The following is a 12,777-nucleotide window of genomic DNA, read 5'->3' as shown; positions in this document are numbered from 1 at the left end:
CATGACCGTGCCTTCTACGACATTGGAGAACGACGTGACGACCGGAGCCACCGTCTGGCTCACGGGTCTGCCGAGCGCCGGCAAGACCACCATCGCGTACGAGCTGGCCGGCCGGCTGCGCGAGGAGGGCCACCTCGTCGAGGTGCTCGACGGCGACGAGATCCGCGAGTTCATCTCGGCGGGCCTCGGCTTCAGCCGCGAGGACCGGCACACCAACGTGCAGCGCATCGGCTTCCTGGCCGAACTGCTGGCCCGTAACGGCGTCAAGGCGCTCGTCCCGGTCATCGCGCCCTACGCCGACAGCCGTGATGCGGTGCGCAAGCGCCACCACGAGAACGGGACGACGTACCTGGAGGTGCACGTGGCCACCCCGGTCGACGTGTGCTCCGTACGCGATGTGAAGGGTCTGTACGCCAAGCAGGCCGCGGGCGAGCTGTCGGGGCTCACCGGGGTCGACGACCCGTACGAGGCGCCCGAGACGCCCGATCTGCGGATCGAGTCGCAGAACCAGACCGTGCAGGAGTCCGCGGCGTCGGTGCACGCCCTGCTCAGCGAGAGGGGACTGGCATGACGGCGATCGTCGCGACGGCCGAGGAGGGCACGGGCACGCCGTACGCCCTCTCCCACCTGGACTCCCTGGAGTCCGAGGCGGTCCATATCTTCCGTGAGGTGGCGGGTGAGTTCGAGCGGCCGGTGATCCTGTTCTCCGGCGGCAAGGACTCCATCGTCATGCTGCACTTGGCGCTGAAGGCGTTCGCCCCGGCGGCCGTGCCCTTCACGCTGCTGCATGTGGACACCGGACACAACTTCCCCGAGGTGCTGGAGTACCGGGACCGTGTGGTCGCCGCACATGGGCTGCGCCTCCATGTGGCCTCCGTACAGGACTACATCGACCGCGGTGTGCTCAAGGAACGCCCCGACGGGACTCGTAACCCGCTCCAGACCGTCCCGCTCACCGAGAAGATCCAGAGCGAGCGGTTCGACGCCGTCTTCGGCGGCGGACGCCGTGACGAGGAGAAGGCACGGGCCAAGGAACGCGTCTTCTCCCTCCGCGACGAGTTCTCCCAGTGGGACCCGCGCCGCCAGCGGCCCGAGCTGTGGAACCTCTACAACGGCCGGCACGCCCCCGGCGAGCACGTCCGCGTCTTCCCGCTCAGCAACTGGACCGAGCTGGACGTCTGGCAGTACATCGCCCGCGAGGGCATCGAGCTGCCCGAGATCTACTTCGCGCACGAGCGCGAGGTGTTCCAGCGGGCCGGGATGTGGCTGACGGCGGGCGAGTGGGGCGGCCCGCGCGAGAACGAGACCGTCGAGAAGCGGCAGATCCGCTACCGCACCGTCGGCGACATGTCCTGCACCGGCGCCGTGGACTCCGACGCCACGACGCTGGACGCCGTGATCGCCGAGATCGCCGCCTCCCGGCTCACCGAGCGCGGCGCCACCCGCGCCGACGACAAGCTCTCCGAGGCCGCGATGGAAGACCGCAAGCGCGAGGGGTACTTCTAAGCATGAGCACCACGACGACCGAGGAACTCTCGGCCACCACCCTGCTGCGGTTCGCCACCGCGGGCTCCGTCGACGACGGCAAGTCCACCCTCGTCGGCCGGCTGCTGCACGACTCCAAGTCGGTCCTCGCCGACCAGCTGGAGGCCGTCGAGCACGCCTCCCGCAACCGCGGCCAGGACGCCCCCGACCTCGCGCTGCTCACCGACGGCCTGCGCGCCGAACGCGAGCAGGGCATCACCATCGACGTGGCCTACCGCTACTTCGCCACGCCCCGCCGACGCTTCATCCTCGCCGACACCCCCGGCCATGTGCAGTACACCCGCAACATGGTCACCGGCGCCTCCACCGCCGAGCTCACGGTGATCCTGGTCGACGCCCGCAACGGCGTCGTCGAGCAGACCCGCCGGCACGCCGCCATCGCCGCCCTCCTGCGCGTCCCGCACGTGGTCCTCGCGGTCAACAAGATGGACCTCGTCGACTACCAGGAGCCGGTGTTCGCCGCGATCGCCGAGGAGTTCACGGCGTACGCGACCGAGCTGGGCGTCCCGGAGGTCACCGCGATCCCGATCTCGGCGCTCGCCGGTGACAACGTCGTGGAGCCGTCCGCGAACATGGACTGGTACGGCGGCCCGACCGTGCTGGAGCACCTGGAGACCGTCCCGGTCAGCCACGACCTGGCGCACTGCCACGCGCGTCTGCCCGTGCAGTACGTGATCCGGCCGCAGACCGCCGAGCACCCGGACTACCGGGGCTACGCGGGCCAGATCGCCGCCGGCAGCTTCCACGTGGGCGAGCAGGTGACGATCCTGCCGTCCGGCCGGGGGACCCGGATCTCCGGTATCGACCTGCTGGGCAAGCCGGTCGACGTGGCCTGGACGACGCAGTCGGTGACCGTCCTGCTGGAGGACGACATCGACGTCTCGCGCGGCGATCTGATCGTGCCCAGCAAGGACGCCCCGCCGACCACCCAGGACGTGGAGGCGACGGTCTGCCACGTGGCCGACCAGCCGCTGACCGTCGGGCACCGGGTACTGCTCAAGCACGGCACCCGCACGGTCAAGGCGATCGTCAAGGACATCCCGTCCCGTCTCACGCTCGACGATCTGTCCCTGCACCCGCACCCGGGACAGCTCGTCGCCAACGACATCGGCCGGGTGAAGATCCGTACCGCCGAGCCGCTGCCGGTCGACTCCTACGCCGACTCGCGCCGCACGGGTTCCTTCATCCTGATCGACCCGAGCGACGGCACCACGCTCACCGCGGGCATGGTCGGCGAGTCGTTCGCCTCCCCGGAGCCGGTCAAGGACGAGGCCGACGAAGACGGTTGGGACTTCTGAGCATGAAGACCCCCGATTTCTTCTCGATGTTCGCGAAGGAGGGCGGCCGCGTCGGCAGCGGCGCCCTCGGCAGCGGGCAGGGCGGAGTGGCGCGATGTGCGCGGTGACGTACGCGCACTGCCCGCGCGCCCTCACCCCCCACTGCCTGCGCAAACGAAGACCTGCCGAGCTCCCGGCCACGACCTGAGAGACCGTGACCGCCGGGCCAACGAGAGGAACACCTCCCGTGCCTGCCAGTACCGCCCTTCGCCGCACCTTCGCGGTCATGGCCGCGCTTCCCCTGCTCACCCTCGCCGCCTGTGGCTACGGCTCCAAGGCCGCTGACGACAGCGCCGACGCGAAGGTCGCCGCCGGAGCCGAGAAGATCGACGGTCTCGACTCCGTCAGGATCGGCTACTTCGGCAACCTCACCCACGCCACCGCGCTGGTCGGCAACCAGAAGGGCTTCTTCCAGAAGGAGCTGGGCGCCACCCGGGCCAAGTACCAGGTCTTCAACGCGGGCCCGTCCGAGATCGAGGCCCTCAACTCGGGCTCCCTCGACATCGGCTGGATCGGCCCCTCCCCCGCGATCAACGGCTACACCAAGTCGGACGGCAAGAACCTGCGCATCATCGGCGGTTCGGCGTCCGGCGGTGTGAAGCTCGTGGTCAACCCCGAGAAGATCAAGTCCCTGAAGGACGTCAAGGGCAAGAGGATCGCGACCCCGCAGCTCGGCAACACACAGGACGTGGCGTTCCTGAACTGGGTCGCGGAGCAGGGCTGGAAGGTCGACCCGGAGAGCGGCCAGGGCGATGTGTCGGTGGTCCGCACCGACAACAAGGTGACCCCTGACGCCTACAGGTCCGGCTCCGTCGACGGCGCCTGGGTGCCGGAGCCGACCGCGTCCAAGCTGGTCGCCGAGGGCGCCAAGGTACTCCTGGACGAGTCGGCGCTGTGGCCGGACAGGAAGTTCGTGATCACGAACATCATCGTGTCGCAGAAGTTCCTCACGGAGCACCCGAAGGCCGTCGAGGCGGTCCTGAAGGCGTCGGTCGAGACCAACAAGTGGATCAACGCCAACCCGGACGAGGCGAAGGCCGCGGCCAACAAGCGGCTGGGGATCGACTCCGGCAAGGAGCTGCCGGCCGACGTCCTGGACCCGGCGTGGAAGTCCATCCGGTTCACGGACGACCCGCTGGCCGCCACGCTCGACACCGAGGCGCGGCACGCGGTCAAGGCGGGTCTGCTGGAGAACCCGAAGCTGGCCGGCATCTATGACCTCGTCCCGCTGAACAAGGTCCTCAAGGCCGAGGGCGCCAGCACCGTCGACGACGCCGGTCTCGGCGTCAAGTAAGTCCGGATCCGAGAGTTCCCAGGAGGTGACGATCATGGCAACCGCCCTCGCCAAGGCCGATGACGTCGAGGTGGTCGAGTACGCCGCCCGCATCGAGCACGTCTCGAAGTCCTTCGCCGGCCCCGCCGGGCAGCAACTCGTCCTCGACGACATCACGCTGGATGTCGCGCCGGGCGAGTTCGTCACCCTCCTGGGGGCCTCGGGCTGCGGCAAGTCGACCTTGCTGAACCTGGTGGCGGGGCTGGACAAGCCCTCCGCCGGCAGCATCGCGACCCATGGGCGCCCGGCCCTGATGTTCCAGGAGCACGCCCTGTTCCCGTGGCTGAGCGCGGGCAAGAACATCGAACTCGCCCTCAAGCTGGGGGGAGTTCCGAAGGGCGAGCGGCGCGGCCGGGCCGAGGAGCTGCTCGAACTCGTACGGCTGAAGGGCTCGTACGGCAAGCGGGTGCACGAGCTGTCGGGCGGTATGCGCCAGCGCGTGGCCATGGCCCGTGCGCTCGCCCAGGACAGCCGGCTGCTGCTGATGGACGAGCCGTTCGCGGCGCTCGACGCGATCACCCGGGACCTGCTGCACGACGAACTGACCCGGATCTGGGAGGAGACGGGGCTGTCCGTCCTGTTCGTCACGCACAACGTGCGCGAGGCGGTGCGGCTCGCGCAGCGGGTGGTGCTGCTGTCGTCCCGTCCGGGCCGGGTGGCCCGTGAGTGGCGGGTGGACATCCCGCAGCCGCGGCGTATCGAGGACGCGCCGGTCGCCGAACTGTCCCTCGAAATCACCGATGTACTGCGTGGGGAGATCCGCCGTCATGGCCAGCACTGAGACGAAGACCGCCACGGACGCGGCAAGCGTCGAGGCCGGCCTGGACGCGCTGGAGACCGCCGTCACCGGCCGGACGCCGTTCCGGCAGACCTTCACCAGCAAGATCCTGCCGCCGCTCGTCGCCACCGCGGTGGTTCTGGTGGTGTGGCAGGCGCTGATCTCGTTCAAGATCGTGGACGATCCGACGAAGCTGCCGTCGCCCGCCGACGTGGGTGCCGAGTTCAAGGACGCCTGGCTGGAAGGCAAGCTGCTCGACTACATCTGGACGAGTGTCTCGCGCGGTCTGCTGGGCTTCCTGTTCGCGCTGGCCATCGGCACCCCGCTGGGTCTGCTGGTGGCGCGGGTGAAGTTCGTGCGCGCGGCGATCGGCCCGGTCCTGTCCGGTCTGCAGTCGCTGCCGTCGGTGGCGTGGGTGCCGCCCGCGGTGATCTGGCTGGGTCTGAACAACTCGATGATGTACGCGGTGATCCTGCTCGGCGCGGTCCCGTCCATCGCCAACGGGCTGGTCTCCGGCATCGACCAGGTGCCGCCGCTGTTCCTGCGGGCGGGCCGCACGATGGGGGCGACGGGCGCGAAGGGCGCCTGGCACATCGTCCTGCCGGCCTCGCTGCCGGGCTATCTGGCGGGTCTGAAGCAGGGCTGGGCGTTCTCCTGGCGCTCGCTGATGGCGGCGGAGATCATCGCCTCCTCCCCCGACCTGGGCATCGGCCTGGGCGCGCTGCTGGAGAACGGCCGCAACGCCAGTTCCATGGCGATGGTGTTCGAGGCCATCTTCCTGATCCTGTTCGTCGGCATCGCCATCGACCTGCTGATCTTCAGCCCGCTGGAGCGGTGGGTGCTGCGCAGCCGCGGCCTGCTGGTGAAGAGCTGATACCCATGTCCCACAAGCCGGTCCTTCTGGTCATCGCCCACGGCAGCCGCGACCCGCGGCACGCCGCGACCGTGCACGCCCTGGTGCGGCGGGTGCGGTCGCTGCGGCCGGGGCTGCGCGTGGAGACCGGCTTCCTGGACTTCAACATCCCGTCCGTGCACGGGGTGCTGGAGTCGCTGGCGGCGCAGGGCGTACGCGAGGTCGTGGCCCTTCCCCTCCTGCTGACCCGCGCGTTCCACGCGAAGGCGGACATCCCCGCGGTCCTGCGGGACGCCCCGCCGCAGCTGCGGATCCGGCAGGCCGAGGTGCTCGGCCCGTCCCCGCTGCTGCTGTCGGCGCTGGAACGCCGGTTGTACGAGGCGGGCCTGACGCCCGCCGACAAGTCCTCGACCGGGGTCGTACTGGCCTCGGCGGGGTCCAGTGACCCGGAGGCGATCGCAGTGATCGCAGCAATCGCGCGGGAGTGGCGGCACACCGGTTGGTGCGCCGTGCGACCTGCGTTCGCCTCCGCATCCCTTCCTCGCACCGAGGACGCGGTCCGAGAACTCCGCGCCCTCGGCTGCCGGCGCGTCGCCGTCGCCCCCTACGTCCTGGCCCCCGGCTTCCTGCCGGACCGCATAGCGCGCGGCGCGGCCGAGGCGGACATCCTGGCCGACGTCCTCGGCCCGGCGCCGGAGGTCGCACGCGTCCTCCTGGAACGTTACGACACGGCCCGCGCCCCGATGTCCCTGGCCGCCGTAGGTGCCTAGGGGGTGTCGTTTGGATCAGGCCGGCCGTGACCAAGGGTGCGGTCTGGCGGACCCGAGCGGGGTCATGGGGGGGTGCCCCCTGGTCGAGCGAAGCCGAGAGCTTGGGGGAGTGCGTGCCAGACCCCGCGACGCCGGGATGATCCAAACGACACCCCCTAGCGGCACAGCTCGTCGCCCAGTGGGGTCCGTGCGTACCGTACGATCCTGCCGCTGCGGGTGCGGGTGAGCAGGCCCGCGTCGTAGAGGACGGCCAGGTGCTGGCTGATCGCGCCCGGGGTGACGTCGAGGCGGTGGGCGAGTTCCGTGGTGGACGCCGGTTCCGCGAGCAGCAGGAGCAGACGGGCGCGGGGGCGGCCCAGGAGGCGTATCAGGGCGCGGTCGGTGACCGGGGGCGGTTCCTCGGAGAGGGTGGCGCGGCCGCGTGCCGGATAGATGAGCACCGGGGGCAGCGAGTGGTCGAGCACCGTCTGCGCGCCCTTGGCGAAGATCGTCGGCATCAGCACCAGTCCGCGGCCGGCGATGCGGATGTGACCCGAGGGCCAGGGGGCGGTGTCGGGCGGGCGGGTCAGCGACAGATGCTCGTCGCTCCACACGAGCCGCGGATCGAGCCCGGAGAACAACGCACCGGCGCCCTGTTCGGCCAACACCCGTGCCTGGTGGGCGAGATCGGCCTCCAGGATGGTCTGCACCCGCGGCCACCAGTCGGCGGCGAGACAGGTGCGCCAGTACGCGTCGACCGCGTCCGCGAGCCGGGCGAGGAACGCCGCGGGGTCGGCGAGGCCGCGCGCGACGACGGGCGGCAGGGCGTCCTCGGTGCGGTAGGTGGCCAGGAAGTCGGCGACGACGACGTCCACCGGGGTGGCGCGGACCTGGTCCAGTTCGTCGGCGAAGGCGGGGCGGGCCCGCTCGGGGCGCGGGGTGACGAAGTCCGGCAGCCACAGCCAGGGCGCGACGAGGGCGGTGAGCAGTTCGCGGTCGAGGGACTCCATGCGGGGGCGGATACGGCGCAGCCAGGGACGGTGGTGGGGATAGCGGGCCGGGTCGTGCAGACAGCGCAGTGAGAACAGCGCCTCCTGCAGCGGGGAGTAGGCGAAGGAGGTGGTGGCGAGGTCGTCGACGGCGAAGCGGAACTCAATCATTGAGCGCCACGCTAAATGATTGTCGGCATCCCATGGCCCGGCGGTTCGCTGGTCCCATGACGACGACACCGGATTCCCCGGCCTCCGGCCCAGTGGCGGACGCGCGCCCGCAGCGCGCCACCCGAGCCGGCGGGCTGCTCCCCGCCGACCCGGGCCTGCGCAGGGCCACGCTCCTCACCACGGTCAACTCCCTCGGCAACGGACTTTACTTCCCGCTGGGTGTCCTGTACTTCACGCGCATCGTCGGCCTCGACGCCACCGCGGTCGGCTTCGGCATGACGGTCGCGGGCCTGGTCGGTGTGGTGGCGGGCGTCCCGGCGGGACGGGCCGCCGACCGGTGGGGCGCCCGGCAGGTGGGGGCGCTGCTGTGGGGCGGCACCGGGGTGGCCACGGCGGCCTACGTCCTGGTGGACTCCTACGCCGGTTTCCTGCTCTCGGTGGTGTGCGCGACCGGGCTGCAGATGGCCAGTCGCGGGGTGCAGGGCGCGATCTACGCGGACGTGCTGCCCGCGGCGACCCGGGTGGAGGCGCGCGCCTATCTGCGGATGGTCACGAACGTGGGCATCGGCGTGGGCGGTGTGTTCGGGGCCGTGGCGCTCCAACTCGACACACCGGCCGCGTATATGACGGCGATCGCGCTGAACGCGCTGTCGTTCCTCGGGCCCGCCCTGATGGTGCGCCGGCTGCCGCTGGCGCCGCACGCGCGGGACCGTCAGCCGCACGCGGCCGACGCACCGGCCGCCGACCGCTGGCGTGCGGTGCGGGACCTGCCGTATCTGGCGGTGACCGTGCTGAACGCGGTGCTGTGCGTGCAGTACACCCTGATCGAGGTCGGCCTGCCACTGTGGATCGTCGAGCGCACCGAGGCACCGCGCTGGACGGCGGCCCTGCTGCTGATCGTCAACTGCGTGCTGGTGGCGCTGCTCCAGGTGCGGGTGGCCCGGCGCGCCTCCCGAGTCCCGTCCGCTGTGCGGGCGATGACCTGGGCGGGCCCGCTGCTGACGGCGTCCTGCGCCGTCTACGCCGTGTCGGCGGGGCTGCCCGCGGTGTGGGCCGTACTGGCGCTGACGGTGGGCGCGGTGGTGCAGGTCCTCGCCGAGGTGCTGTCCGCGGCGGGCGGCTGGACGCTCGGTTACGAACTCGCCGACGCCCGCGCCCACGGTGTCTATCAGGGTGTGTTCGGCGCCGGGATGTCGGCGGGGATGATGGCGGGCCCGGCGCTGGTCACGGTGACGGCGATCCAGCACGGCAGGGTGGGCTGGGCGGTGCTGGGCGTGCTGTTCGCGGCGGCCGGTCTCGCGGTGCGTCCCGCCGTGCGCTGGGCCGGACGGGACGGTGACTGGCGGGGCGAGCCCGCCTGACGGGGCCTGACAGGACCGAGGGGCCGTCCGCGGTCCGGCGCTCCCCTGTGACGTCGGACCGCGGACGGCCGGCGGAGCACACGGCTACCGGCTCGCGCGAGCCCTGTTGCCGTGTCCCGCTTTTGATACTGCGTCTCCGGCGGCGAACGTGTCACATCAGGGGAGTTGTCCGTCGCGGGCGGGCCGGAACGGCCAACGACGCAGTTCTATGGGGTAGTTGCTCGCGTCGTCGCGGTGACTGTGGCCGCGGGTCCGGTACCGGCCGCCGTCACCGCCGCGACGGTCACGGTGTAGGTGGTGCCGGGCCGCAGCCCGCCGATCACCCGGAACATGCCCTTGGCGGAGGGCTGGGTGACCAGGACGTCCCGGCCGGTGACATCGATCGGGTCCCGCCCGTCGGAGACCGTCACCCGGTAGCCGACGACCTTGGCGTCACCCGTGGCGGTCGGCGGAGTCCAGGCCAGGGTGGCCGCGGTGGCCGCAGTACGCAGCCTGGGACTCGCCGGCGCTCCGGGCGGTGTGCCCGCGGCGGTCGGTGTCAGCGGTGTGGAGGCGAGGGACGGGGCGCTGCCGCCGTGGGCGTTGGCGGCGGTGACCGTCACCGTGAACGGCCCTCCGGACGGCGGCAGTCCGACGATCCGCACCAGTGCCGTCCGCTTGAAATCCGTTGCGGAGACGCCCTGTTCGGCAACCTGCGTGCCCGACGTGTCGTACGCCCGCGCCGTATACCCGGTCACCGGTGAACCCCCGTCGACGAAGCTGGGGTTGAAGGTGACGTACAGGGCGTCCGCGCCCGCGGTGGTCGTCCCGACCCGGGACGGCGGTTCGGGGACGGACGGCGCCGCGACGGTGCGCTCCAGCAGGGCGCGGTAGGGCTGCTCCAGTCCGGCGTTGCGCAGGATCTCCGGCGGGACGTCGGAGGGGGACGCCATGATGCGGTTGCCCGTGGTGACGAGGCCCTTGTTGTCGCCGTCGGCCGTGCCCTCCTCCCACCAGTTGTCCTTCACGAGGGTCGGGTCGTTGTTGCCGAGGCCGTCACGGTAGTCGGTGTGGCGGGAGGCGACGTTGGCGTACGAGGCGTTGTAGAGCACGTTGCCCTGGACCGTCTCGTAGGTGCAGCCGTTGTCGGTGTAGACGTTCTTGCCGAGGCCCCACTGGTCGTGGACGACGTTGCCGGTGACCTTCTCGCCGTCGGCCATCGAGGTGCCGGTCAGTCCCTGGGTGTAGATGCCGCCGCCGTCGTCGAGCAGCTGCATGTAGTCGAAGATCAGGTTGTCGCGTACGGCGTTGTCGTGGCTCGGGTTGGGGGTGGCGGGGTCGCCGATCTTGTCGGGCCAGCCGCCCCAGCCCATGGAGATCGCGGAGTAGCCGACGTGGTCGATCTGGTTGTGGGCGATGGTGTTGTCGTGGGTGTAGCCGTTGAGGACGGCGACCGCACCGTGATATTCCCGGGGCAGACCGTAGAGGTGATTGTTCGTCACCGTCACGCCGGACGCCGGGGTTCGGCCGTCCACACCGCCGATCTCCAGGCCGTTGCCGGAGATGTCGGTGAAGATGCTGCCGCTGACGGAGGTGTCCTCGCTGCCGGTCCCCAACTCCAGTCCGGACGCGCCGAGGTGGGCGAAGACGTCGTCGGCGAACTCGATGTGCCGCCCGTGGGTGACGGACACGTTGCCCGGCATCTTCGTCCAGGACGCGAAGGGGCAGGTGCCGCCCTCGACGTACTGGCACAGCCCCTGGGTGGCCCATCCCTTGTCACCGGTGACGGTGTAGCCGGCCTGGATCTCGGAGAAGCCCTCGGGGGTGGAGGGGGTCAGCCAGGTCGCATAGCCGAACCGGAGCCCGCGGAAGGCGATGTCGTGGACGGGGGCACCGGCGGTGCCCCGTGCGTCGAGCAGCTTCTCGGCGGCCGCCGCCTCGACGTCGGCGCGGGCGAGGTCCTCGCCCGTGCGGGGCAGGTAGTAGACGGTGCGGGACCCCATGTCGAGGTACCACTCGCCCGGCTGGTCGAGGAGTTCGTAGGCGTTCTCGACGTACGACGGTCTGCCGCCGTTGGTGAGATGTCCCGGGCCGACCATGCTGACCGTGCGGCCGGGGATGTCGGGGAACTCGACCCGCTTGTTGGAGTTGTCCCAGCAGGGCTGGGCCATGGTGATGGTGGTGCCCTCGGCGGAGGCGACCGGGCAGCGGGGTTCGGTCCACTGGCCGAGGCCGTTGCGCTCGACGTTCCACAGGGCCTCGCCGCTGGTGTAGACGAACTCGGCGTCGGCGGGGCGCTTCCAGTGGGCGAGGGTGTCGGAGGACGCGGTGTAGCCGGTGGCGGTCTGGGTGAGGGAGACCGGCACGGCCCCGCGGGCCCGCTGGGCGCGCACTCCGTCGACGTACAACTGCCGGGTGCCGGTGAGCCCTTGGGGTGCCGGTGCGGACCACAGTCCCGGCCGTCCCGGCACCCGGTGCCAGCCGGAGACCCGGCGGCCGCCGCTGATGACGGTGTCACCGGTGCCCTGCCAGATCACTCGATGGCCGTTCGTGCCCGAGTCCCGGGCGTCGAGGACGAGCGGCTTCGTGCGGCGGTAGGTCCCGGCCGCCAGGTGGACCGTGAGGTCGGCGCTCAGTTTCCCGGCCCTGGCGCGGACCAGGTCGCGGGCGCGCTCCAGGGTGCGGACGGGATGTCGGAGGGTGCCGTCGGCGTGGTCGTCGCCGACGGGTGAGACATGGACGTCCATGGAGGCGGCCCGCGGCGGCGCGGCGAGGGCCGAGGGACCGGCCACCACCCCGAGGACGAGGGCGGCGGAGGCGAGGGTGACGAGGGCGGCTCTTCGGTGCGTGGGCATATACCCCTCCCGTGGGATCAGCCTGTACCCAACGCGGGGAAAGGTAGGAGCACTTGGATGTGACAGTCAATGAAAGGGACGGAAATTGACGCGTATCCTCTACCCTCCCGCAGATTCATCCGATCAGTCGAAGCGGAGTGCTCCCGTGCGGGTGCGCTTGAGCTCGAAGAAGTCCGGGTGGGCGGCCAGGACCCGGAAGCTGTCGAACAGTTCGACTGCCGTGGCCCCGCGCGGAATGGCGCGCAGCACCGGGCCGAACCACACCGTCCCGTCGACGCGCAGGGTGGGCGTGCCCACATAGGCGCCGGTCTCCGGTTCGGCTCCGGAGTCATGGCTGCGGCGCACCGCGTCGTCGTACGACGGGTCGTGCGCGGCGGCCGCGAGGCCGGCCGGAAAGCCGAGTTCGGCGAGCGACTCGGCGACGACCGCGTCGAAGTCCTTGATCCCGCGGTCGTGGATCCGCGTACCGAGCGCGGTGTACAGATCGCGCAGCACCTGCTCGCCGTGCCGTTCGGCCGCGGCCACGGCGACCCGCACCGGACCGATCGACCGGTCCACCAAGTCCCGGTACCAGTCGGGGAGTTCGTTGCCGGTGTTGTGCAGGTACAAGCTCATCACATGGAACTGGAGGTCGAGCGGGCGTTCGCGCTCGACCTCCAGCAGCCAGCGGGAGGTGATCCAGGCGAAGGGGCAGGCGGGGTCGAAGTGGAAGTCAATCCGGGTGGGCGCGGATTTCGTCATGGCGGAGTACGTCATGCCGATGACGCTAGTCCGCGAATGGCACAGGGTCTCGGCCCAATCCCGCACGCTTTCACTAGCCCAATGGC

General features: G+C 70.9%; 11 protein-coding genes. 8 read left to right on the top strand and 3 right to left on the bottom strand.

Going from position 1 to position 12,777, the window contains the following annotated elements:
* Positions 1-34 precede the first annotated feature (34 nt).
* The 7 genes from cysC (at position 35) to AB0I54_RS04960 (ending at position 6,616) form a co-directional block, all read left to right on the top strand.
* Complete coding sequence (gene cysC / locus AB0I54_RS04990; protein ID WP_363294480.1) at positions 35-571, top strand: adenylyl-sulfate kinase; 537 nt, start codon at positions 35-37, stop codon at positions 569-571.
* The gene (gene cysD / locus AB0I54_RS04985; protein ID WP_363294479.1) at positions 568-1,506 is read left to right on the top strand and encodes a sulfate adenylyltransferase subunit CysD; all 939 of its coding nucleotides are present in this window, start codon (positions 568-570) and stop codon (positions 1,504-1,506) included. Before cysC ends, cysD begins: the two co-directional genes overlap by 4 nt.
* A 2-nt stretch (positions 1,507-1,508) precedes the next feature.
* On the top strand, positions 1,509-2,843 hold the full coding sequence (locus AB0I54_RS04980) for a GTP-binding protein (RefSeq protein WP_363294478.1): 1,335 nt from the start codon (positions 1,509-1,511) through the stop codon (positions 2,841-2,843).
* Positions 2,844-3,069: 226 nt separating this feature from the next.
* Positions 3,070-4,176 (top strand): aliphatic sulfonate ABC transporter substrate-binding protein, encoded by a 1,107-nt coding sequence (locus AB0I54_RS04975; RefSeq protein ID WP_363294477.1) that lies wholly within the window; start codon positions 3,070-3,072, stop codon positions 4,174-4,176.
* A gap of 34 nt (positions 4,177-4,210) precedes the next feature.
* Complete coding sequence (locus AB0I54_RS04970; RefSeq protein ID WP_363294476.1) at positions 4,211-4,996, top strand: ABC transporter ATP-binding protein; 786 nt, start codon at positions 4,211-4,213, stop codon at positions 4,994-4,996.
* Positions 4,983-5,867, top strand: coding sequence for an ABC transporter permease (locus tag AB0I54_RS04965; RefSeq protein WP_363294475.1), 885 nt, complete (start codon positions 4,983-4,985; stop codon positions 5,865-5,867). The genes AB0I54_RS04970 and AB0I54_RS04965 overlap by 14 nt, the downstream gene beginning before the upstream one ends.
* A 5-nt stretch (positions 5,868-5,872) precedes the next feature.
* Positions 5,873-6,616, top strand: coding sequence for a sirohydrochlorin chelatase (locus tag AB0I54_RS04960; protein ID WP_363294474.1), 744 nt, complete (start codon positions 5,873-5,875; stop codon positions 6,614-6,616).
* Between the two features lie 155 nt (positions 6,617-6,771).
* Here the strand turns inward: AB0I54_RS04960 and AB0I54_RS04955 are convergent, their stop codons facing one another.
* Positions 6,772-7,755, bottom strand: coding sequence for a helix-turn-helix domain-containing protein (locus tag AB0I54_RS04955; RefSeq protein WP_363294473.1), 984 nt, complete (start codon positions 7,753-7,755; stop codon positions 6,772-6,774).
* Between the two features lie 56 nt (positions 7,756-7,811).
* Here AB0I54_RS04955 and AB0I54_RS04950 point away from each other — a divergent pair, with 56 nt between their 5' ends.
* Positions 7,812-9,116, top strand: a complete 1,305-nt coding sequence (locus AB0I54_RS04950) for an MFS transporter (protein ID WP_363294472.1) — start codon at positions 7,812-7,814, stop codon at positions 9,114-9,116.
* Positions 9,117-9,322: 206 nt separating this feature from the next.
* On the opposite strand, the gene AB0I54_RS04945 is transcribed toward AB0I54_RS04950, so the two are convergent.
* The gene (locus tag AB0I54_RS04945; RefSeq protein ID WP_363294471.1) at positions 9,323-11,950 is read right to left on the bottom strand and encodes a fibronectin type III domain-containing protein; all 2,628 of its coding nucleotides are present in this window, start codon (positions 11,948-11,950) and stop codon (positions 9,323-9,325) included.
* A gap of 123 nt (positions 11,951-12,073) precedes the next feature.
* The gene (locus AB0I54_RS04940; RefSeq protein WP_363294470.1) at positions 12,074-12,706 is read right to left on the bottom strand and encodes a DsbA family protein; all 633 of its coding nucleotides are present in this window, start codon (positions 12,704-12,706) and stop codon (positions 12,074-12,076) included.
* Between the last annotated feature and the right edge of the window lie 71 nt (positions 12,707-12,777).

Origin of the sequence: Streptomyces sp. NPDC050625, assembly GCF_040654755.1 — a bacterium.
Classification (GTDB): domain Bacteria; phylum Actinomycetota; class Actinomycetes; order Streptomycetales; family Streptomycetaceae; genus Streptomyces.
This window is presented reverse-complemented; position numbering and strand designations above follow the sequence as displayed.

What these genes read in the sequence shown, in the direction of transcription:
- AB0I54_RS04960 (WP_363294474.1), top strand. Translation starts at nt 5,873, where the DNA reads ATGTCCCACAAGCCGGTCCTTCTGGTCATCGCCCACGGCAGCCGCGAC.
- AB0I54_RS04970 (WP_363294476.1), top strand. Translation starts at nt 4,211, where the DNA reads ATGGCAACCGCCCTCGCCAAGGCCGATGACGTCGAGGTGGTCGAGTAC.
- AB0I54_RS04980 (WP_363294478.1), top strand. Translation starts at nt 1,509, where the DNA reads ATGAGCACCACGACGACCGAGGAACTCTCGGCCACCACCCTGCTGCGG.
- AB0I54_RS04945 (WP_363294471.1), bottom strand. Translation starts at nt 11,950, where the DNA reads ATGCCCACGCACCGAAGAGCCGCCCTCGTCACCCTCGCCTCCGCCGCC.
- AB0I54_RS04965 (WP_363294475.1), top strand. Translation starts at nt 4,983, where the DNA reads ATGGCCAGCACTGAGACGAAGACCGCCACGGACGCGGCAAGCGTCGAG.
- cysD (WP_363294479.1), top strand. Translation starts at nt 568, where the DNA reads ATGACGGCGATCGTCGCGACGGCCGAGGAGGGCACGGGCACGCCGTAC.
- AB0I54_RS04940 (WP_363294470.1), bottom strand. Translation starts at nt 12,706, where the DNA reads ATGACGTACTCCGCCATGACGAAATCCGCGCCCACCCGGATTGACTTC.
- AB0I54_RS04955 (WP_363294473.1), bottom strand. Translation starts at nt 7,755, where the DNA reads ATGATTGAGTTCCGCTTCGCCGTCGACGACCTCGCCACCACCTCCTTC.
- AB0I54_RS04950 (WP_363294472.1), top strand. Translation starts at nt 7,812, where the DNA reads ATGACGACGACACCGGATTCCCCGGCCTCCGGCCCAGTGGCGGACGCG.